Here is an 18,843-nt window from a genome sequence, read left to right on the forward strand (position 1 = left end):
CGCTGCGTAGGGTCTCGAGCAAGCGGCGCCTGAAACCCTCCCCCGCCGAAGCGGGGGAGGGGACGTTCAGAACCCTAATAGGCGCGGGGATAGGCCCCGGCCGGACGGGCGTAGCGGTCACGCAGCTTCAGGCCGCGGTAGTCCGTCGGTTGCTGGTAGCCGCCCACGAAGACCGCGGTCGGCCAGGTGGTGGTCTCCAGCGGGTCGCCGTTCCAAAGGACGACATCGGCGGTCTTGCCGACTTCCAGCGTCCCGACCGAGGACATGCCCCAGATCTTGGCCGGAACCGCCGTCACCGAGGCCAGGGCCGCTTGGTAGGGCATGCCGTTGGCCACCGCGAGACCGGCGTTCAGGCGCTGGAGGCGCAGGTTGTTGAAGTCGCGCGAGCCGGTGATGGCCACGGCGACGCCCGCGGCCTGCAGACGAGCAGCGTTGTCCAGGCGCGAGGCCAGGGTTTCGAAGCTGTCGGGCAGGTCGGCCTGGGTGTCGATGATCACCGGCACGCCGGCCTTGGCGATGTCGGCGGCCGCGATCCAGCCTTCCTCGGCGCCTTCCAGGATGATCTTCACCTTCTCCTCGGCCGCCAGCTTCAGGACCTGACGGATATCGGAGGCGCGGCGGACCCGGACCAGCAGCGGGGTCTTGCCCTCGACCACCGGAACCAGCGCTTCGAGATCGATGCGCGACAGGCCGAAGTCACGGGTCGCGCCCTTTTCGAAGGCTGAGCGGTTGCGGGCGAAGGCGCGGGCGTCCTCGAACGCCGACTTCACCAGCACAATCGCCGCGCCGCGAGAGCCGCCGGCCGCACGAGCCCCGGCCTGGCCGAGATCCAGGGCCACGGCGACCTTGGCCTTGGTGACGATGTCCGGATCGCCGGCGGCCAGTCGGATCAGGGCCGCCTGACCGGCGAACAGGCGCGGATCGCCGTCGCTGGCGCGGCCGGCGGTGTTTTCGCGCAGGGCTTCCATCTCCGCGTCGCCGTCGTCACGGTGCGCGCCGCCGCCGCCGCCCGACAGGGTGGGGGTGATGGCCGCGCTGGTGACGCCGCCGTCGCGGGCCAGGCCGATGACCGGAGAGTCCGGGTTGACGCTGTAGGCGATGTCGAAGCCGGCCGACATTTCGGTGCCCGACCCATCGTCCCGCGTCTCGCGGACGCCGCCGATTTCGGAGGCGCTCAGATTGCTGGACGGGGCGATCAGGCCGGGGGTCACGACCCCGCCCTTGGCGTCGATGACGCGGGCGCCGGACGGAACCGACACATTCGCGCCGACGGCGGTGATCTTGCCGTCAGTCAGGACGATCGTCCCGGCCGCGATGGTGCCGGCCGCCGCGACCGTCTCGATCTTGGCGTTGGTGATGGCCACGGTCTCGGCCGAAGCCGCCGTGGTCAGGACGAGGGCGCAGGCCCCCGCGAAAAGCGTGGTGCGGATCATTGGTGGAACGCCCCTTCACCCGGCTGGCCGAGCTCGAAATCAGATTTGGGCTGGAACTTCGGATCGTTGCGGTCGTAGGCGAGGCCGCCGTCGATGAAGACCTTCTCGGCCTTGGCGTAGACGCTGAACGGGTCGCTGGACCACAGGACCACGTCGGCGGCCTTGCCGGCGACGAGGCTGCCGGTCTTGTCGGCGATGCCCAGGGCCTTGGCCGGGTTGGCCGTGATCCAGGCGATGGCTTCGGCGCGGCTGATGTTCATGCCGATGCGGTTGCCCGCCGCCATGGCCAGGGCCGCCTCCTGATTGAGGCGCTGGGTCATGATCGGGTCGTCGGAGTGGATGACGGTGCAGGCGCCGGCCTTGTAGGCGATGGCGGCGTTCGCATCGATGCCGTCCAGGCTTTCCATCTTGAAGCCCTGCCAAGACGCCCAGGTGGCGAAGCAGATGTCTTCCTTGGCGAGCAGATCGCCGACCTTGTAGGCCTCCACCGCATGGTGGAACATGGTCGTGCGGTAGCCGAACTCCTTGCCGATATCGATCATCACGGCCATTTCGTCGCCGCGATAGCAGTGGTTCTGCACCAGGATCTCGCCGTTCAGCACGCCCATCAGGGTTTCGAGCTGCAGGTCGCGCTTGGGCGCGTCGGCCTTTTCGCCCTTCTCCGCCTTAGCGTGATAGTCGTCCCACTTGCGCTTGTAGTCGGCGGCGTTGATCCAGGCCGCGCGATAGCCGGCCACATTTCCCATGGCGGTGGACGGCGAGCGGCCGCGGCCGCCATAGACCCGCTTGGGGTTCTCGCCGCAGGCCATCTTCACGCCGTAGGGGGCGTCGGGGAACTTCATCGCCTGCATCGTGTGCGACGGCACGTTCTTCAGCGTCACCGAGCGGCCGCCGAACAGGTTGGCCGAGCCCGGGAGGATCTGCAGGGTGGTCACCCCGCCGGCGCGGGCGCGGTTGAATCCGGGGTCATGCGGCCACACCGAATGCTCCGCCCAGACCTGGGCGGTGTTCGGATCGGTGGCTTCGTTGCCGTCGGACTTGGCCTGCACGCCAGGTGAGGGATAGACGCCCAGGTGGCTGTGGGCGTCGATGACGCCGGGCGTCACCCACTTGCCCTTGCCGTCGATCACGGCGACGTCCGCCGGGACCGGCGTTCCGGCTGCGCCTACCGAGACGATCTTGCCGCCGGAGAAGAAGATGACGCCGTTGTCGATCTGCTGGCCGGTGGCCGTCAGGATGGTCGCGCCGACGATGGCTGTCGGCTGGCCGGGCAGGGGCTTGTAGGTGGAGGCGAAGGGGGCGGGACCCTTCGACGGGTCCAGCCCGGCCGGCAGCGGTTTCGCCGCCACCTTCTCGGCGGGCTTGGCCGCCGGTTTCGCCGCTTGCGCGGATGCGCTGGACGCGCCGGCGAACGCCAGACCCGTCAGCATTGTCGCGGCCAAGGCCGCCCTCATGAAGCTACTCAATGTCGCCCCCTCCTGGAAAACGTGCGGCGAAATCGAGACCAGTTTCCGTATACGATCAAGCGATATCGCCGGTTAGACGGCCGGAAAACGGCGCTTTGTTTCCAACATTGCGAAAGCTTCATGTCAGCGCGGTTGCGGACCGTGGTTCACCTGATATCTTGCAATACAAGATGACTGGCGAAACAAAATCAGATGCGGCCGAGAGCCGCCGCGCACAGCTGCTCAAGGGACTGGCGGAGCTGGCCCTTCTGAGCGTGCTCAAGGAGTGTCCGCACTACGGACTGGAGATCCTCGACAGGCTCCGGGCCGAGGCCGGGCTGAACCTGGCGGAGGGCACGATCTATCCGCTGCTGCATCGCCTGGAGAAGGCCGGCCTGACCAAGGCCGAATGGCGGATCGAAGAGGCGGGCGCACGGCCGCGCAAATACTACGCGCTGACCGACGAGGGGCGCGCCGAACTTGTCGAACAACAGGCCGAGTGGTCGCGCGTCAGCGCCAGCCTCGGCGCATTCTTGGAAAGGGGCGGGGAATGACCTACGCCAACAGCAACCCCGAGGTCGAAGCCTGGCTGCGCAAGCTCGGCTGGGCGCTATCGCGCATGCCCTCGCCGGAGCGCGAGGGGATTGTCGATGAGACCCGCGCCCACATGTACGAGCGTCTCGCGCGTGGTCTGACGCCGGCTCAGGCCGTGGAGGGCTTCGGCAGGCCGGACGCCTATGCCCGCAAGTTCATGGACGAGATGGACCTGTCCGGCGCCCTGGGTTCACAGCGCGGCGGCGACCTGCTGGGCGCCATCGCCCGTCGGGTGCATCGCAGCCTCATCGCCCTGGTCGCCTTCGTGGCGGTCCTGTGCCTGTTCTGTCTGGCCGCCGGCGGGGCCGTGGCCATGGTCATGGAGGTCGTCGATCCCGTCCACACCGGCCTGTGGGTCGGTGAGGCCGGCTTCTTCATCGGCACGAACGACGATCTCAGCCGGGCCAAGGACATCGCGGGCGACAAGATTTACGTGGTGGGCGCGGTGCTGATCGCCGCCTCCTACGTCTTCGGCCGGTTGATCCTGCTGGGCGCGGTCCGGGCCCTGGCCCGCCGCTGACGAAAAAGGCCCGCGGATCGCTCCGCGGGCCTTCTGTCTTTCGTCTAAGCGGCTGAGCTTAGCACTTGTAGTACATGTCGAATTCGACCGGGTGCGGGTGCAGTTGCAGACGCATCACCTCTTCCATCTTCAGCTCGATGTAGCTGTCGATGAAGTCGTCATCCATGACGCCGCCCTTCTTGAGGAAGGCGCGGTCCTTATCGAGCGCTTCCAGGGCCTCGCGGAGCGAGCCGCAGACTTCCGGGATCTTCTTCTGCTCGCGGGGCGGCAGGTCGTACAGGTTCTTGTCGGCGGGCGCGCCCGGATCGATCTTGTTCTCGATCCCGTCGAGGCCGGCCATCAGCAGGGCCACGAAGGTCAGGTACGGGTTGCCCATCGGGTCGGGGAAGCGGGCTTCCAGGCGCTTGGCCTTCGGGCTGTCCACGTGCGGGATGCGGATCGAGGCCGAGCGGTTGCGCGAGGAGTAGGCCAGCTTCACCGGGGCTTCGTAGCCCGGCACCAGGCGCTTGTACGAGTTCGTCGTGGAGTTCGAGAACGCGTTGATCGCCTTGGCGTGCTTGATGATGCCGCCGATGTACCACAGGCACAGGTCCGACAGGCCGGCGTACTTGTCGCCGGCGAAGAGCGGCTTGCCGTTGCCCCAGATCGACTGGTGGACGTGCATGCCCGAGCCGTTGTCGCCGAACATCGGCTTGGCCATGAAGGTGGCGGTCTTGCCGTAGGCGTGGGCCACGTTGTGGATCACGTACTTATAGAGCTGCAGGCGGTCGGCCATGGTGACCATGGTGTCGAACTTCAGGCCGAGCTCATGCTGGGCGGGCGCCACTTCGTGGTGGTGCTTTTCCGGCTTCATGCCCAGCTCGCCCATGACCGCCAGCATTTCGCCGCGCAGGTCCTGGCCGCTGTCGATCGGGTTCACCGGGAAGTAGCCGCCCTTCGGCCCCGGGCGGTGGCCCATGTTGCCTTCCGGATAGGCCTTGCCCGTGTTGGTCGGCAGTTCGACCGAGTCATAGGAGTAGCCGGTGTTGTGGGGCGAGGTGTCCCACTTCACGTCGTCGAAGATGAAGAACTCGGCTTCCGGGCCGAAATAGACGGTGTCGCCCACGCCCGAGGACTTCACGTAGCTCAGCGCCTTCTTGGCGATGGAGCGCGGGTCGCGGTTGTACGGCTCGTTGGTGTCGGGGTTCAGCACGTCGCAGAACAGGCACAGCGTGGTCTGCTGGTAGAACGGGTCGATATAGGCGCTTTCCAGGTCCGGGCGCAGCTTCATGTCGGACTCGTTGATCGCCTTCCAGCCGGCGATCGAGGAGCCGTCGAACATCGTGCCGTCGTTGAGGAAGTCCTCGTCGACCAGGTCGATGTCGAAGGTGACGTGCTGCATCTTGCCGCGAACGTCAGTGAAGCGGACGTCAACGTACTTGACTTCCTTTTCCTTGATCTCGGCAAGGATCTTGCTGGCCGTGCTCATTCGTTATCCCCTTTGAGCTCTTTGCTGTCGTCGGGCCGTCGTCAGACGGCGGCCGCGCCGTTTTCTCCCGTTCGGATGCGGATCACGTCCACGATGTCCGACACGAAAATCTTGCCGTCGCCGATGCGCCCGGTGCGGGCGGCGCCGATCACGGCCTCAATGGCGGCGGAGGCCTGAGAGTCCTCGACGACCACCTCGATCTTGATCTTGGGCAGGAAGTCCACGACGTACTCGGCGCCGCGATAGAGCTCGGTATGGCCCTTCTGGCGGCCGTAGCCCTTGGCTTCCAGCACCGTCATCCCCTGGACGCCCATCTCCTGGAGGGCTTCCTTCACCTCATCGAGCTTGAAGGGTTTGATGACGGCTTCGATCTTCTTCATGGAAACTCGGCCGGAGAGGGCCGCCTTTCGTTACATGGGCGCGACGGAGCACGGGGCGGGGCGGGGCCACAAGAGCCCAGACTTACGAATCCTTACCGCCCGCCTCAGAAGCTTCATATGCACAAAAAATGGGCGATGCGAGCCTGCGTTTTGCGCATGTCGAAATCCGCCTTGTGAACGTCCGTTCGGCCCCTAGGATTGATCTCCAACAAGGGTGGAAGGCGCATGGAATGCGGGATGACACGCCGGTTCTCATCGGTTCGAGCCAATTTACGCATCGCGGCTCAGCCGCGGATTCACCATCACCGCTCGAACTGCTGAAGATTGCGGCGAAATCAGCCGCCTCCGACGCCGGGCTTCCTGAGACGGTTCTTGCCGAGATCGACGGTTTGACGGTCGTGGGTTTCTCGATCGACGCGCCGGGCGGCCTCTCGCGCCTGCCTGTTCCGCGCCTGCTCAACCCTCCCGCCAGTCTGGCGAAGGCGCTCGGCGCATCGCCTACTGTTCATATGTACACCTATACCGGCGGCAACACCCCGCAGATGCTGATCAACCAGTTCGCCGAACGGATCAGCCGTGGCGAGGTGGAACTGGGCTTGGTGGCGGGAGCGGAGTTCCTGGGCTCGCTGATGAAGCGGCTGAAGGGTGGCCTGGGTTTCGGGGCGGACTGGAGCGACGACGTCAGCGAGGCGCCAAACATGGTCGGCGATCCCCGACCGGGCGCCACGCCGCATGAGGAAGCCCACGGCCTGGCCTTCCCCACAAACACCTATCCGCTGTTCGAGAACGCGCTGCGGGCGCGAGACGGCCGCTCGATCCCCGATCACCAGCGGCGCATCGGCAAGTTGTTCGCGCCCTTCACCGAAGTCGCCGCCGCCAATCCGAACGCCTGGTTCCCCATCGCTCGGACGGCCGAGGAACTGGTCACGGTCACGCCGGCCAACCGCATGGTCGGCTTTCCTTATCCGAAGTACGTCAACTCGATCCTCGAGGTGGACCAGTCCGCCGCCGTCCTGATCGCCAGCGTCCGCAAGGCGCGGGAACTGGGCGTGCCCGAGGATCGCTGGGTCTTTCTGCACGGTTGCGCCGACGCCGCCGACCTGTGGAACCTGCTGGACCGGCAGGACTACCATTCCAGTCCGGCGATCCGCCTGACGGGCGAACGGGCGCTGGACATGGCCGGGATCAGCCTCGCCGACATCGACCTTTTCGACATCTATTCCTGCTTCCCGTCGGCGGTGCAGGTGGCGGCCGAGGAGTTGGGTCTGTCCATCGACGACCCGCGCGGCCTGACCGTCACGGGCGGGCTGCCGTACTTCGGCGGACCGGGGAACAACTACGCCATGCACGGGATCGCGGAGATGATGGGCCGGCTGCGGGCGCGGCCCGGGGCCTATGGTCTCTGCACCGCCAACGGCTGGCATCTGACCAAGCAGTCGGTGGGCATCTATTCCACCCGTCCGGTCGAAGGGCGGTGGGAGCGTGAGGATCCGAAGGTGATCCAGGCCCGGATCGAAGCCCTGCCGCACCCGCCCGTCATCGAACGGCCGCAGGGGCAGGCCACCATCGAGGCCTACACCGTCATTCATTCACGTGAAGGCTACCGCATGGGGATCGTCATCGGCCGGGACGGGGATGGGCGTCGCTTCGTCGCCAACACGCCCGAGGACGAGGCGACCCTGCGCGGCCTCGAAGCCGTCGAGTCCGTCGGCCGCACGGGGACCGTCGGCCCGCACCCGGATGGCGTGCGCAACCTCTTCGTTCCGGACTGAACCTATGATCCGCATGATCCGCCATGGCAAGCCGGCCTCCACTTGGGGCGGAGCTGACGATGATCCGGGCCTCGATGAGACGGGCCACGCTCAGGCGCGGGCCGCCGCCGAGGCTCTTATGGCTCTGCCAGAGACCGAGCGGCCGGGACGGGTGATCAGTTCACCGCTGCGCCGGTGCCGGGAGACCGCCCAGCCCTTCGCCGACGCCCTGGGCGCGGCGGTGGAGATCGACCCCCGCGTCGGAGAAATTCCGACGCCGAAGGCGCTTACGGGCGAGGAGCGCCCGGCCTGGCTGCGCGCCGCCTTCGGCGCCCGCTGGGGCGAGATCGAGGGTGATCTGGACTATGCCGACTGGGCCGCCGGCGTTGCGGCGGCGGTCGCCGAGTACGAGGGCTGCGCTGTCTTCAGCCACTTCGTGGCGCTGAATGCTGCTGTCGGGACGGCGGTCGGTGACGATCGCGCGGTGGTCTTCCGCCCCGACCACGCCTCTATCACCGTGTTCGAGGTCAAGGATGGGCGGCTTTCTCTCGTGGAGCAGGGAGCGGAGGCCTCCACTCAGGTATTGTGACCGCCATGGCCCACACCCTGCGCAACGATCCCGACCTCTGGCTGCCGCTCTTCCCGTGGCCGTCTGCCGATGCTCACAAGCACGCCCGGGGACGAATGGTCGTCGTCAGCGGCGACGCCTGGAGCACCGGAGCCGCGCGGCTGGCGGCGCGTGGCGGGCTGCGCATCGGGGCTGGGGTGGTGACGGTGCTGTCGCCGACGGAGGCCCTGGCCACCAACGCTGCTCATCTTGAGGCCGTCATGCTTCGCGGCTTCGACGAGCCCAATCAGTTGGCCGAGCTGGCGCAGACGGCCGACGCCGCCGTCATAGGCCCGGCCGCCGGGGTGGGGGAGCGCACAACGCTCAATCTTTTCGCCCTGACGACCACCGGCGCGGCCCTCGTGATCGACGCCGACGCCCTGACCAGCTTTCAGGACGACCCCGACAACCTCTTTTCGGTCCTTGATCGCGACGACGTGCTGACCCCGCATCCGGGCGAGTTCGCGCGGCTGTTTCCCGGCTTGCTGGAAGAGAAGGGACGAGAGGCCGCCGCGCGTGAAGCGTCCGAGCGGGCAGGGGCGGTGGTCATCCTCAAGGGGCCGGAGACGGTCATCGCCTCGCCGGACGGCCGGGTGTCAGTCAATCCGAACGGCTCTCCCTGGCTGGCGACGGCGGGAAGCGGGGATGTCTTGGCGGGCTTCTGCGCCGGCCTGATCGCCCAGGGCATGCCCAGCTTCGAAGCCGCCTGCGCCGCCGTGTGGCTGCATTCCCGATGCGCAGGTGAATTTGGCCCCGGCCTGATCTCCGAGGATCTGCCGGATCTGGTTCCAGCCGCCTTGAATGAGCTGTTCGTCGCAAAAATGGGGCAAAATCTGCGATAGCGTCGATTATCGAGCGGCGGTCTCTAGACGGCGGGGGTTTAGTTGTTACTGCATTCGCGGCGCTGTTCTCTCAAAGTCGGATTACTCCCTATGTCGCTCTTGCTCGCTTTGCTTGCCGCCGCCTCCACCGTCGCGGCCCAACCGTCCGAAGGCGCTCCGGCGCAGGACAAGCCTGCCGCCGAAAAGCCGGCGGAAAAGAAGAAGATGGTCTGCGCCAAGGTCGAAACGCCTGGCGCCCGCGTGGCCAAGAAGGTCTGCCGCCCGGCGACCGAGGAAGAGCTGGCTGAAGCCGCCGGCAAGTAGTCCGGTCGGATTCCGCACCGCCTGGACGGCGAGCGCTGCCGCGCTCAACTATCGGAAGTTGAACCGGTTTTCCGGAACTTCATGACTGCGTCAGTCTTCGCCGTTTCGACACGGAAGTCATGCGCGGCTGTCACGTATGACTCCTAAACCCGCCCTCGCACTGCAACAGAGGGGGCGCAGATGGCGCGGAATTCCAAGTCTCAAAGTCTTGTCGTCGGCCTGATGGCCGCCAGCGCCCTGTGCGCGCCGTCGTTGGTCCGCGCCCAGGAGGCGACCGACCTCGACGAAGTGATCATCACCGGCCAGCGGAAGGCGCAAAGCGCCGCCATCGCGGTGAAGCGCGAGAACTTCGTCGTCGCCGACGTCATCTCCGCCGACGACATCGGCAAGATGCCGGACCACAACACTGCCGCCGCCCTGCGCCGCATCCCCGGCATCTCGGTCATGGAAGACCAGGGCGAGCCTCGCTTCCCGGTCGTCCGCGGCCTGCGCTCGACCTATAACCGCACCACGGTCGACGGGGCCATTGTCTCGTCGGTGGACGAAAGCGGCCGCACCGTGCCGCTGGACATCGTGCCCTCGGTCATGGTCGGCCGTCTGGAAGTCGTAAAGACGGTGACGCCGGACAAGGACGGCAACGCCATCGGCGGCACGATCGACGTAAAGACCCGCAGCGCCTTCGATGCGAACGGTCCATTCGTCAGCGCCATCGCCTCCTACGGTCACTACGAGCGCCACGGCGACGTCCGCAACGACAAGGCCAACTATCGCGCCGCCTTCGCGGCCGGCACGACCTTTGGCCCGAACGATGAATGGGGCGTGGTCATCGGCGGCTCGCAGGAGCAGCTCGACTACGACATTCCGCAGTTGGAGTCGCAGGCCCCGTCGGTGCGCGAATACACCTCGGCCGGCGCGCCGGTGAACTCCGGCGCCGCCAACGGCAACGGCATCCAGGTGCCGACCTTCCAGCGCCTGTTCTGGTACAACAACACCAAGCAGCGCAGCGGCGTGAACGGCAAGCTCGAATACCGCCCGAACGATGACCTGCACTGGGAGGCCTCGGCGCTATACGCCCGCATGGAGGATGATGAGGAGCGCATCGAGTTCCGCATCGAGCCCCTGGGCAACGTCGCCAATCAGACCCAGACCAGCGGCGCTTTCGCGCGCGGCCGCGGCACGATCCAGCTGAACCAGCCCATCACCAAGCGCGAGATCGCCCTGGCCCGCACGGGCTTCGACTGGAACATCAACGCGCAATGGACCGCCAACGGCGACCTGGTCTACTCGCAGGCTCAGCTTGAGGTGCCGAACCATTCGGTGGAGTTCCGCACGGTCGATACGGCGGGCGCCAACTACGCCTTTACCTACGACACCACGAACCCGATGTTCCCGGTCTTCACCCCGGTGAACGACGCAGCCATCCGCAATCCGGCCAACTACAATCTGCAGCAACACCGCGACGCGCTGACCGAGACCGAGGAAAAAGCCTTCCAGGGCCGCTTCGACCTGGCCTTCGATCAGGGCCTGGACGATCGGAACATCAAGGCGAAGTTCGGCGGCGTGATCCGCTCCAGCAAGCGCGAGTTCGCCGACAGCCAGATCAACTACCGCGCCGGCACGGGCTTCAACTACACCCTGGCGGAGGTTGATGCGGCGGGACCGAGCCAGCTGATCGCTGGCCGCTACCTGCTGTCGCCGCGCATTGGCGCGAAGGAGGCGATGGACTTCTTCAACGCCAACCGCTCGCGTTTCACCACCGCCGTCACCGTGCCGACCGGCAACTACGAGGTGCAGGAGGACGTCTACGCCCTGTACGGCCAGGCCAGCTACAAGTTCGGCGACGTCACCCTGCTGGGCGGCCTGCGCTACGAGCGGACCGAGGTGGAGTCCGACGCCACCCGCAGCAGCGGCGGGGTAATGAGCCCCGTCAGCAACTCGGGCGGCTATGACAGCTTCATGCCCAGCGTCCACATGCAGTGGGACGTGCGCTCGGACCTGATCGTCCGCGCCGCCTGGACCAACACCATCGGTCGTCCGGACTTCGGTTCGCTGGCGGCTACGGAGTCGGTCAGCTTCGATGGCAGCCAGCCGACTGTGTCGCGCGGCAACCCGGGCCTGAAGCCCCGCGAAAGCGAAGGCCTCGACCTGTCGGTGGAGTTCTACCCGCGCGACGGCCTGATCTCGCTGGCCCTGTTCTCCAAGGACATCAAGAACGAGATCTTCACCCTGTCGGGCGTCGAGAGCCTCGACATCGGCCGCGGCGTCGAGGCGGTTCTGGTCTCGACCCCGCGCAATGCGGAATCGGCCAAGATCAAGGGCGTCGAGTTCGCCGTGCAGCAGGCCTTCACCTTCCTGCCCGCGCCGCTCAACGGCTTCGGCTTCAACGGCAACGTGACCTGGCTGGATACGGAATTCACGTTCCTGACCACCGCCGGCCCGCGCGTCACGGGTCTGTTCCAACAGCCGGAGATCACCACCAACGAGTCGATCTACTACCAACGTGGTCCGTTCGAGGCCCGCGTCTCGCACAACTACATCGGCGGCCAGCTGGAGACGATCAATGACACGATCCCCAACGCCGACCAGTACTGGAAGGGCCGCCACCTGTTCGACGCCAGCGTCTCCTGGCGCCTGACCGACAATGTGACGGTCTACGCCGAGGGCCAGAACCTATCGAACACCGGCCGCCAGGAAGTGACCGGCCCTGGCCGACGCTATCTGCAGGAGTGGGCGAACTACGGCCGCACCTACTGGGTGGGCGCGGCGATCAACTTCTGACTCTGATCTAGGAAGTCCGGCGCTTGCTTCGGCGCCGGGCTTACCCTAAGTCGCTCCGCGAACCTGCGGATGTGGCGGAACTGGTAGACGCACTGGATTTAGGTTCCAGCGCCGAGAGGCGTGGAGGTTCGAGTCCTCTCATCCGCACCAGTTCCTCGAGCAAGCGCCTTGATGCTGCTCGCCGAGCACGAACTTACACAACACCTTCATAAAAATTACCCGACGCCGGTCGGCGCGCCATTGCTGGCCTTGAAGCCCATGGCGACGCTTTGTCCCATGCAGGGAAGGGGATTGCCGCGGCGGGCGAAAGCCTTGCCCCGTGGGGATTTTGACACTGTCTCAGAACATTCAAACTGGCGTTATGGCCGTGTCATAAACGTCTTCTAGGTGTCCCCCAACGAAGGGGACACAACCATGAAATTCAAATCCAACTACCGTCGTCAGATCTTGGCGGGTGTGGCGATGATCGCCGCCCCGGGCATCGCATTCGCCGAAGTGGCGGCCGACGCCGGTGCTGACGCCGCCGCTGATCAGGGCGTTCTGGTCGATGACCTGATCGTCACCGCGACCAAGCGCGAAACCAATCTGCGCGAAACGCCGATCGCCATCGCCGTCATCGGCGCCGAGACGATGAAGGCCGCCCAGGTCCAGTCGCTGCTCGACATCGCCAGCAGCGTTCCCACCCTCCGTATGACTACCTTCGAGTCGCGCTCGACCGCGCTGACCGTCGGCATCCGCGGCATCGTGCCGAACGACGCCAACCAGCCCGCCCGCGAGCAGGGCGTCGGCGTCTATCTGGACGGCGTCTACCTCGGCCGCCAGCAAGGCCTGAACGCCTCCATCCTCGACCTTGAGCGCATCGAAGTCCTGCGCGGCCCGCAAGGCACCCTGTTCGGCCGCAACACCGAAGGCGGCGCGGTCAGCATGGTCACCCGCCGCCCGACCGGCGAGTACGGCCTGCGCGCCACCGCCGGCGTCAGCAACTTCAACGGCTACAACGCCGACGCCCACCTGGATCTGCCCGAGATCGCCGGCGTCAGCATCAAGATCGACGCGGCCCTGCAGCACCGCGACGAGACCACCAAGAACCCGATGGAAGGCCAGCTGGGCTGGAACTACCTCGACCGCGAAGGCCTGCGCGTCTCGGCGATGTGGCGTCCGATCGAGGGCTTCGAGGCCCTGTACGCCTACGACACCGCCCGCAGCGAATCGACGCCGTTCCTCAGCCAGCTGGTGAACTACAACCCGCTGGGCCTGCCGGTCTCCACCGCGTTCCCGCGTCCGAGCGGCACGATCTCGCCGCTGCCCCCGGGCATCGGCGTGCATCCCGACCGCCAGAAGGTGGCCGACGCCGGCGTGCCGCAGCAAGCCAGCATCGACGAAATCTCGGGCCATTCGCTTCACATGAAGTACGAAGTGAACCCGAACCTGGAGATCCGCTCGATCACCGCCTTCCGCGAAGTGTGGGTTGAGCAGTACGACAACGCTGGCGGCCCGAACCGTCCGCCGGTGTTCCAGCCGAACGCTCCGGAAGGCAACTCGGCGCGCAACTTCTCGCGCTACAGCCTGTCGGACATGGAACAGTTCCAGCGCAGCCAGGAATTCCAGTTCGTGGGTTCGGCCTTCGAGGATCGCCTCGAGTACGTGGTCGGCCTCTACTACTTCAACGAAAAGGCCTGGGAAGAAGCGGCGACGCCGAGCACCCTGACCTACGTCGGTTCGAACGGCAACTACGTCGTCCGCGATCCGAAGACCGCCGGCATCACCCGCGGCTTCCGCGCCATCGACCGCGGCAGCGTCGCCAAGTCGACCAGCAAGGGCGTCTACGTCCACACGGTCTACAACCCGCCGATCCTCAACGACCAGATGAAGATCACCCTGGGCGGCCGCTATACCTCGGACGACAAGGAAGGCACGCTCTATAAGGTCAGCAACACGGCGCGTAACTTCCAGTTCGAACTGGAAGAGAACCGCTTCGACCCGACCGTGACGGTCGGCTTCGACGTGACGCCCGACATCAACGTCTACGGCACCTTCTCGACCGGCTACCGGGCCGGCGGCGCCAACTCGCGCTCGCTGTCCTACGCCCCCTTCGAATCGGAAGAGGTCGAAAGCTTCGAAATCGGCCTGAAGGCGATCCTGCTGGACCGCTTCAACGTCAACCTGGCGCTGTTCGACATGAACCGCACCAACACCCAGATCGAATTCACCCTGGTCGCTCCGGACCCGGTCACCGGCAACACCCGCAACACGGTGGAGACGGTCAACGCCCCGGGCACCAGCGACATCCGCGGTCTGGAGTTCGACGTCTCGGGTCGTCTGACCGACAACCTGCGCGCCAGCTTCGCCTACGCCTACACCGAGACCAACGTCCCGGACGCCCGCAACCCGTTCCCGGCCTCGGCCAACTGCCCAGCCTGCGGCACCATCCAGCCGGTGTACATCATCTACACCCCGAAGCATGCGCTCAGCGGCTCGCTGGACTATGTCCAGCCGCTGGAGTTCGCGGACCTTCGCCTGCACCTGGACGCCAACTTCTCGACCGGCACCCAGAGCTTCGAACAGTCGCCGGAAAAGACCGACGACGCCTTCGTGGTGAACGCCCGCGCCTCGCTCGCCAACTGGCAGGTGGCCGAAGGCCAGAACATCACCCTGTCGGTCTGGTCGCGTAACCTGCTCAACAACGACTACATCTACCGTCGCTCGACGGAAGGTCGTTCGGGCTCGAACGCCATCGGCGACTACGCCAACTTCAACGAGCCCCGGACCTTTGGTCTGGAAATCAGCCTGAAGTACTAGGGATCGAAGGGCTGGATCGCTGCGGCGGTCCGGCCCACCCTCTCGACACTGAACGCCGGTTCGCCGAATGGCGGCCGGCGTTTTGCGTTCCAAGGCGGGTGAGGGAGGCCGCTGGCTTCCCGCCGCGGCCATTCCGCCGCCATGGCGGCGTTTTCCCCGATATTTGGCCGCGTAAAGTCGGGCTTGGCCCGGAAGCTCGCGCATGACATAAGGGCGGCCTTCGCGCCGCCGCGCGGGCGCGCTTTTACCCGCGGGCCTTGACGGCGGCGCCTCTGTTTCATCCCGAAGGCGGACGTAAGGACGTGTTTCACGTTCGCCTGTCCGAGACTTGAGAAGACCATGTCCATGCAGATCGTTGAAAAGTCGGGCGAAGGCCTGAGCCGCGTCTATGGCGTCACCGTTCCGGCCGGCGAGCTCGCTTCGCGCCTCGACGCCCGCATCAAGGAAGTCGCCCCGCAGATGAACGTGAAGGGCTTCCGTCCCGGCAAGGTGCCGACGGCCCACGTTCGTCGCCTCTATGGCAAGGCCCTGATGGGCGAAGTCATCGAGCAGGCGCTCAACGAAACCACCCAGAAGGTCCTGGACGACAACAAGCTGCGTCCCGCCGGCCAGCCGGACCTGAAGCCGGAATCGGACATGGACAAGGTCATCGCCGGCGGCGAAGACCTGACCTTCGAACTGGCCGTTGAAGTCATGCCCGACTTCGAGCCGGTCGACGTGACCTCCCTGGAGCTGAAGCGCCCGGTCTACACCCCGGAAGACGCTGAGGTCGAGGAAGCCCTGGCCGAGCTGGCCAAGCAGGCCCGCACCTACGAGCCGCGCACCGGCAAGTCGGTGAAGGCCAAGGAAGAAGATCAACTGCTGATCGACTTCGTCGGCAGCATCGACGGCGTCGAGTTCGAAGGCGGCAAGGCCGAGGACGCCGAGCTGGTCCTGGGTTCGGGCCAGTTCATCCCGGGCTTCGAAGACCAACTGGTCGGCGCCAAGGCCGAAGACGAAGTCACCGTGAAAGTGACCTTCCCCGAGAACTACCAAGCCGCCAACCTGGCCGGCAAAGCCGCTGAATTCGCCGTGAAGGTGAAGGAAGTCCGCGCCCCGGTCGACGGCAAGGCCGACGACGCCCTGGCCGAGCGCCTGGGCCTGAAGGACCTGGCTTCGCTGACCGATCTGCTGCGCAAGAATCTGGCTGACCGCTACGCCGCCAGCTCGCGCTTCAAGCTGAAGCGCGCTCTGCTCGACGCGCTGGACACCAAGCACGACTTCCCCCTGCCGCCGCGCATGGTGGACGCCGAGTTCGCCGGCATCTGGCAACAGGTCCAGGCTGATAAGGAACGTGGCGGCCTGCCGGAAGAAGACGCCGGCAAGTCGGACGAGCAACTGCAGACCGAATACCGCAAGATCGCCGAGCGCCGCGTGCGCCTGGGTCTGGTGCTGGCCGAAATCGGCCGCAAGCACGACGTGTCGGTTTCGGATCGTGAGCTGATGGAAGCCATCCGCCGCGAAGCCATCCAGTACGGCGCCCAGGCCCAGCAGGTCCTGCAATTCTACCAACAGAACCCGGCCGCCCAGGCCCAGGTCCGCGCCCCGCTGTACGAAGACAAGGTCGTGGACCTGATCTTCGAAAAGGCCAAGGTCACTGACGAAGCCGTCTCCAAGGACGAGCTGCTGCAAGACGACGACCTGCCGGAAGGCTACGGCGCCTAAAGATCACGCGTTCGACGCGATCTTCTCAGGGCGGTCTCCGAAAGGAGGCCGCCCTGTTTCATTTCAAGCTTTCGAGTTTCCCATGACCGCACTCCTGACCGACATGGTCTTTCCTGGCGACGCCAACCACCACGGCACCCTGTTCGGCGGCGTGGCCTTGGCGCGGATGGACAAGGCGGCGTTCATCGCCGCCACCCGTCATGCCCGGCTGACCTTCGTCACCGCCTCGTGCGAGCGCATCGACTTCGTCAACGCCGCGCGGGTGGGGGAAGTGGTCGAGGCCTTCGCCAACGTGGTGCGGGCAGGGCGCAAATCCCTGACCGTGGATGTGACGCTGGAGGCCGAATCCCTGCTCAGCGGGGACCGCAGGGTGTGCGCCCGGGGGCTGTTCCACATGGTCGCCACCGATGCTCCGGAAGGCCATGTCATGCCGCCTGTTAAGGACGCCGCCTAAAAAGCCGCGTGCGCCCGCCTTGCATAAGCGCGAGGCGCACGCGATATCGGGATGGACGGCGGCGCAACGGGCGTCGATGCGCCGCCCACCAATTCTATGAAGGGCATTCCATGCAAGATCCCATGACCATGATGAGCGGTTTGGTCCCCATGGTCGTCGAGCAGTCGAGCCGCGGCGAGCGCGCGTTCGACATCTTCTCGCGTCTGCTTCGTGAGCGGATCATCTTCCTGACCGGCCCGTTCGAGGACGGCATGGCCAGCCTGATCTGCGCCCAGCTTCTTTTCCTGGAGTCCGAGAACCCCAAGAAAGAGATCGCCATGTACATCAACTCGCCGGGCGGCGTGGTGACCTCGGCGCTCGCGATCTACGACACCATGCAGTACATCAAGAGCCCGGTCTCGACGGTGTGCATGGGCATGGCCGCCTCGGCCGGTTCGCTGATCCTCGCCGCCGGCGCCGCCGGTCAGCGCATCAGCCTGCCGAACGCCCGGATCATGGTTCACCAGCCGTCGGGCGGCTTCCGCGGTCAGGCTTCGGACATCGAGCGCCACGCCGAGGACATCATCAAGACGAAGCGCCGCTTGAATGAAATCTACGTCAAGCACTGCGGCCGCACCCTGGAAGAGGTCGAGCGTACGCTGGACCGCGACCATTTCATGAGCGCCGAGGAGGCCCTGGCCTGGGGCCTCGTCGACCAGGTGGTCGAGACCCGCGACGTGGCCGAGGCCGTGAAGGGTTAAGCCCCTCCGTCATCGGAACAAGGATCGAGCCTCCCCAGCGATGGGGAGGCTTTTTCTTTAGGTCGGCATCTGAGTCGCCAGCCAGTCCCGGAACGCCTTCATGGCGCTGGTCTGCTGCTTGGACTTCAGCCAGGTCAGCCAGTACCGGCCCGTCGACACGGTGGTCGTGAAGGGCTGCACGATCCGTCCTTGGGCCAGCTCGCGCTCGAACATCATCGGTGGGGCCAGGGCGACGCCGAAGCCCTGCATGGCCGCCTCGACCATCACCCAGGAGCTGTCGAACACCGGCCCCCGGATATGCGAGCCGTCCACCTCGGCGGCGGCGAACCAGTCCGGCCAGTCAGCCGAGCGGTAGGACCGCAGCAGGGTCTCGCGCGTCAGGTCCTGGGGCGTGATCAGTCGGCCGGCGGTCACGGGATCGCACAGGGGCGACATGAGCGCGTCGAACAGCGGCTCGGCGCTGGTCCCGTGCCACGCGCCGTCACCGAAGCGGATGGCGTAGTCCAGGCCTTCGGCGGCGATGTCCACGCGGTTGTTGTTGGTCATCAGGCGCAGATCCACGAAGGGATGCGCCTCGGCGAAGGCTTGAAGGCGAGGCAGCAGCCAGCCCACCGCGAAAGTGCCGACCGCGCCGACCGTGAGCACCTCGCGCACCCGGCCGCCCTCGAACCGCTCCATGATGTCGCCGATGCGGTCAAAGCTGTCGGTCAAGGACGGCAGCAGGGCCAGACCCTCGTCGGTCAGGGCGAGGCCACGCGGCAGGCGGCGGAACAGGGCTGCGCCGAGACGCTGCTCCAATCCCTTCACCTGGTGGCTGACGGCCGCTTGGGTGACACACAGCTCAATCGCCGCGCGGGTGAAGCTGAGGTGTCGGGCAGAGGCTTCGAAGGCGCGCAGGGCGTTCAGGGGCAGGTGAGGGCGCGTCACTTCGAGACCCAAATTCAGCTAATGGCTCCGCCGACTTATCATCGTTTGCGGCGAGGCGTCTCCCTCCGCACTCTGAGCGGCGAGAGAGGGAGTTTTTT

The 18,843-nt window shown here is 66.1% G+C and carries 15 protein-coding genes, 1 tRNA gene and 1 pseudogene; 12 read left to right on the forward strand and 5 right to left on the reverse strand.

The annotated features are described in order from the left end of the window. Window positions 1-74: 74 nt before the first annotated feature. Window positions 75-1,433 carry an amidohydrolase family protein gene (locus P7B02_RS09535; protein ID WP_277786114.1) on the reverse strand — a complete coding sequence of 453 codons (1,359 nt, stop codon included), beginning with the start codon at window positions 1,431-1,433 and terminating at the stop codon, window positions 75-77. Further along, complete coding sequence (locus tag P7B02_RS09540; protein ID WP_277786694.1) at window positions 1,430-2,863, reverse strand: amidohydrolase; 1,434 nt, start codon at window positions 2,861-2,863, stop codon at window positions 1,430-1,432. Before P7B02_RS09540 ends, P7B02_RS09535 begins: the two co-directional genes overlap by 4 nt. Window positions 2,864-3,069: 206 nt before the next feature. Here P7B02_RS09540 and P7B02_RS09545 point away from each other — a divergent pair, with 206 nt between their 5' ends. Together P7B02_RS09545 and P7B02_RS09550 are read left to right on the forward strand one after the other, a co-directional pair. Continuing rightward, entirely contained in the window at window positions 3,070-3,432 is a 363-nt protein-coding gene (locus P7B02_RS09545; RefSeq protein ID WP_277786115.1) for a PadR family transcriptional regulator, read from the forward strand. Continuing rightward, window positions 3,429-3,992 (forward strand): HAAS signaling domain-containing protein, encoded by a 564-nt coding sequence (locus P7B02_RS09550; RefSeq protein WP_277786116.1) that lies wholly within the window; start codon window positions 3,429-3,431, stop codon window positions 3,990-3,992. The genes P7B02_RS09545 and P7B02_RS09550 overlap by 4 nt, the downstream gene beginning before the upstream one ends. A 58-nt stretch (window positions 3,993-4,050) precedes the next feature. Here P7B02_RS09550 and glnA read toward each other — a convergent pair whose 3' ends face one another. Together glnA and P7B02_RS09560 are read right to left on the reverse strand one after the other, a co-directional pair. Continuing rightward, complete coding sequence (gene glnA / locus P7B02_RS09555; protein WP_277786117.1) at window positions 4,051-5,460, reverse strand: type I glutamate--ammonia ligase; 1,410 nt, start codon at window positions 5,458-5,460, stop codon at window positions 4,051-4,053. Between the two features lie 41 nt (window positions 5,461-5,501). Next, on the reverse strand, window positions 5,502-5,840 hold the full coding sequence (locus tag P7B02_RS09560; RefSeq protein ID WP_277786118.1) for a P-II family nitrogen regulator: 339 nt from the start codon (window positions 5,838-5,840) through the stop codon (window positions 5,502-5,504). A gap of 230 nt (window positions 5,841-6,070) precedes the next feature. Here P7B02_RS09560 and P7B02_RS09565 point away from each other — a divergent pair, with 230 nt between their 5' ends. The 10 genes and pseudogenes from P7B02_RS09565 to P7B02_RS09610 all read left to right on the forward strand — a co-directional run bounded on the left by P7B02_RS09565 (window position 6,071) and on the right by P7B02_RS09610 (window position 17,818). After that, on the forward strand, window positions 6,071-7,612 hold the full coding sequence (locus P7B02_RS09565) for an acetyl-CoA acetyltransferase (RefSeq protein WP_277786119.1): 1,542 nt from the start codon (window positions 6,071-6,073) through the stop codon (window positions 7,610-7,612). Between the two features lie 4 nt (window positions 7,613-7,616). After that, a complete protein-coding gene (locus tag P7B02_RS09570; RefSeq protein ID WP_277786120.1) occupies window positions 7,617-8,180 on the forward strand; it encodes a histidine phosphatase family protein in 564 nt (187 codons plus the stop codon). A 5-nt stretch (window positions 8,181-8,185) separates the two neighbouring features. Next, window positions 8,186-9,040: an NAD(P)H-hydrate dehydratase gene (locus P7B02_RS09575; protein WP_277786121.1), complete on the forward strand. Its 855-nt coding sequence runs from the start codon at window positions 8,186-8,188 to the stop codon at window positions 9,038-9,040. 90 nt (window positions 9,041-9,130) lie between these two features. After that, window positions 9,131-9,343, forward strand: a complete 213-nt coding sequence (locus P7B02_RS09580; protein ID WP_277786122.1) for a hypothetical protein — start codon at window positions 9,131-9,133, stop codon at window positions 9,341-9,343. A gap of 198 nt (window positions 9,344-9,541) precedes the next feature. Further along, window positions 9,542-12,121, forward strand: a pseudogene (locus tag P7B02_RS09585) (TonB-dependent receptor); the annotation flags it as partial. Window positions 12,122-12,186: 65 nt separating this feature from the next. Next, window positions 12,187-12,271, forward strand: a tRNA-Leu gene (locus tag P7B02_RS09590). Window positions 12,272-12,535: 264 nt separating this feature from the next. Beyond that, window positions 12,536-14,920: a TonB-dependent receptor gene (locus tag P7B02_RS09595; RefSeq protein ID WP_277786123.1), complete on the forward strand. Its 2,385-nt coding sequence runs from the start codon at window positions 12,536-12,538 to the stop codon at window positions 14,918-14,920. A gap of 345 nt (window positions 14,921-15,265) precedes the next feature. After that, window positions 15,266-16,624: a trigger factor gene (gene tig, locus P7B02_RS09600; protein ID WP_277786124.1), complete on the forward strand. Its 1,359-nt coding sequence runs from the start codon at window positions 15,266-15,268 to the stop codon at window positions 16,622-16,624. 82 nt (window positions 16,625-16,706) lie between these two features. Further along, window positions 16,707-17,078 carry an acyl-CoA thioesterase gene (locus P7B02_RS09605; protein WP_277786125.1) on the forward strand — a complete coding sequence of 124 codons (372 nt, stop codon included), beginning with the start codon at window positions 16,707-16,709 and terminating at the stop codon, window positions 17,076-17,078. Window positions 17,079-17,188: 110 nt separating this feature from the next. Continuing rightward, a complete protein-coding gene (locus P7B02_RS09610) occupies window positions 17,189-17,818 on the forward strand; it encodes an ATP-dependent Clp protease proteolytic subunit (protein WP_277786126.1) in 630 nt (209 codons plus the stop codon). Between the two features lie 57 nt (window positions 17,819-17,875). Here the strand turns inward: P7B02_RS09610 and gcvA are convergent, their stop codons facing one another. Continuing rightward, the gene (gene gcvA, locus P7B02_RS09615) at window positions 17,876-18,745 is read right to left on the reverse strand and encodes a LysR family transcriptional regulator (protein ID WP_277786127.1); all 870 of its coding nucleotides are present in this window, start codon (window positions 18,743-18,745) and stop codon (window positions 17,876-17,878) included. Window positions 18,746-18,843: the final 98 nt, after the last annotated feature.

The organism is Caulobacter segnis (genome assembly GCF_029543125.1).
Classification (GTDB): domain Bacteria; phylum Pseudomonadota; class Alphaproteobacteria; order Caulobacterales; family Caulobacteraceae; genus Caulobacter; species Caulobacter segnis_D.

Bases quoted from the DNA above. Each gene is read 5' to 3' on its own strand.
- P7B02_RS09565 (WP_277786119.1), top strand. From the start codon at position 6,071: ATGCGGGATGACACGCCGGTTCTCATCGGTTCGAGCCAATTTACGCAT.
- P7B02_RS09575 (WP_277786121.1), top strand. From the start codon at position 8,186: ATGGCCCACACCCTGCGCAACGATCCCGACCTCTGGCTGCCGCTCTTC.
- P7B02_RS09610 (WP_277786126.1), top strand. From the start codon at position 17,189: ATGCAAGATCCCATGACCATGATGAGCGGTTTGGTCCCCATGGTCGTC.
- P7B02_RS09550 (WP_277786116.1), top strand. From the start codon at position 3,429: ATGACCTACGCCAACAGCAACCCCGAGGTCGAAGCCTGGCTGCGCAAG.
- P7B02_RS09580 (WP_277786122.1), top strand. From the start codon at position 9,131: ATGTCGCTCTTGCTCGCTTTGCTTGCCGCCGCCTCCACCGTCGCGGCC.
- P7B02_RS09595 (WP_277786123.1), top strand. From the start codon at position 12,536: ATGAAATTCAAATCCAACTACCGTCGTCAGATCTTGGCGGGTGTGGCG.
- P7B02_RS09535 (WP_277786114.1), bottom strand. From the start codon at position 1,433: ATGATCCGCACCACGCTTTTCGCGGGGGCCTGCGCCCTCGTCCTGACC.
- P7B02_RS09570 (WP_277786120.1), top strand. From the start codon at position 7,617: ATGATCCGCATGATCCGCCATGGCAAGCCGGCCTCCACTTGGGGCGGA.
- P7B02_RS09560 (WP_277786118.1), bottom strand. From the start codon at position 5,840: ATGAAGAAGATCGAAGCCGTCATCAAACCCTTCAAGCTCGATGAGGTG.
- P7B02_RS09605 (WP_277786125.1), top strand. From the start codon at position 16,707: ATGACCGCACTCCTGACCGACATGGTCTTTCCTGGCGACGCCAACCAC.
- P7B02_RS09540 (WP_277786694.1), bottom strand. From the start codon at position 2,863: ATGCTGACGGGTCTGGCGTTCGCCGGCGCGTCCAGCGCATCCGCGCAA.
- tig (WP_277786124.1), top strand. From the start codon at position 15,266: ATGCAGATCGTTGAAAAGTCGGGCGAAGGCCTGAGCCGCGTCTATGGC.
- glnA (WP_277786117.1), bottom strand. From the start codon at position 5,460: ATGAGCACGGCCAGCAAGATCCTTGCCGAGATCAAGGAAAAGGAAGTC.
- P7B02_RS09545 (WP_277786115.1), top strand. From the start codon at position 3,070: ATGACTGGCGAAACAAAATCAGATGCGGCCGAGAGCCGCCGCGCACAG.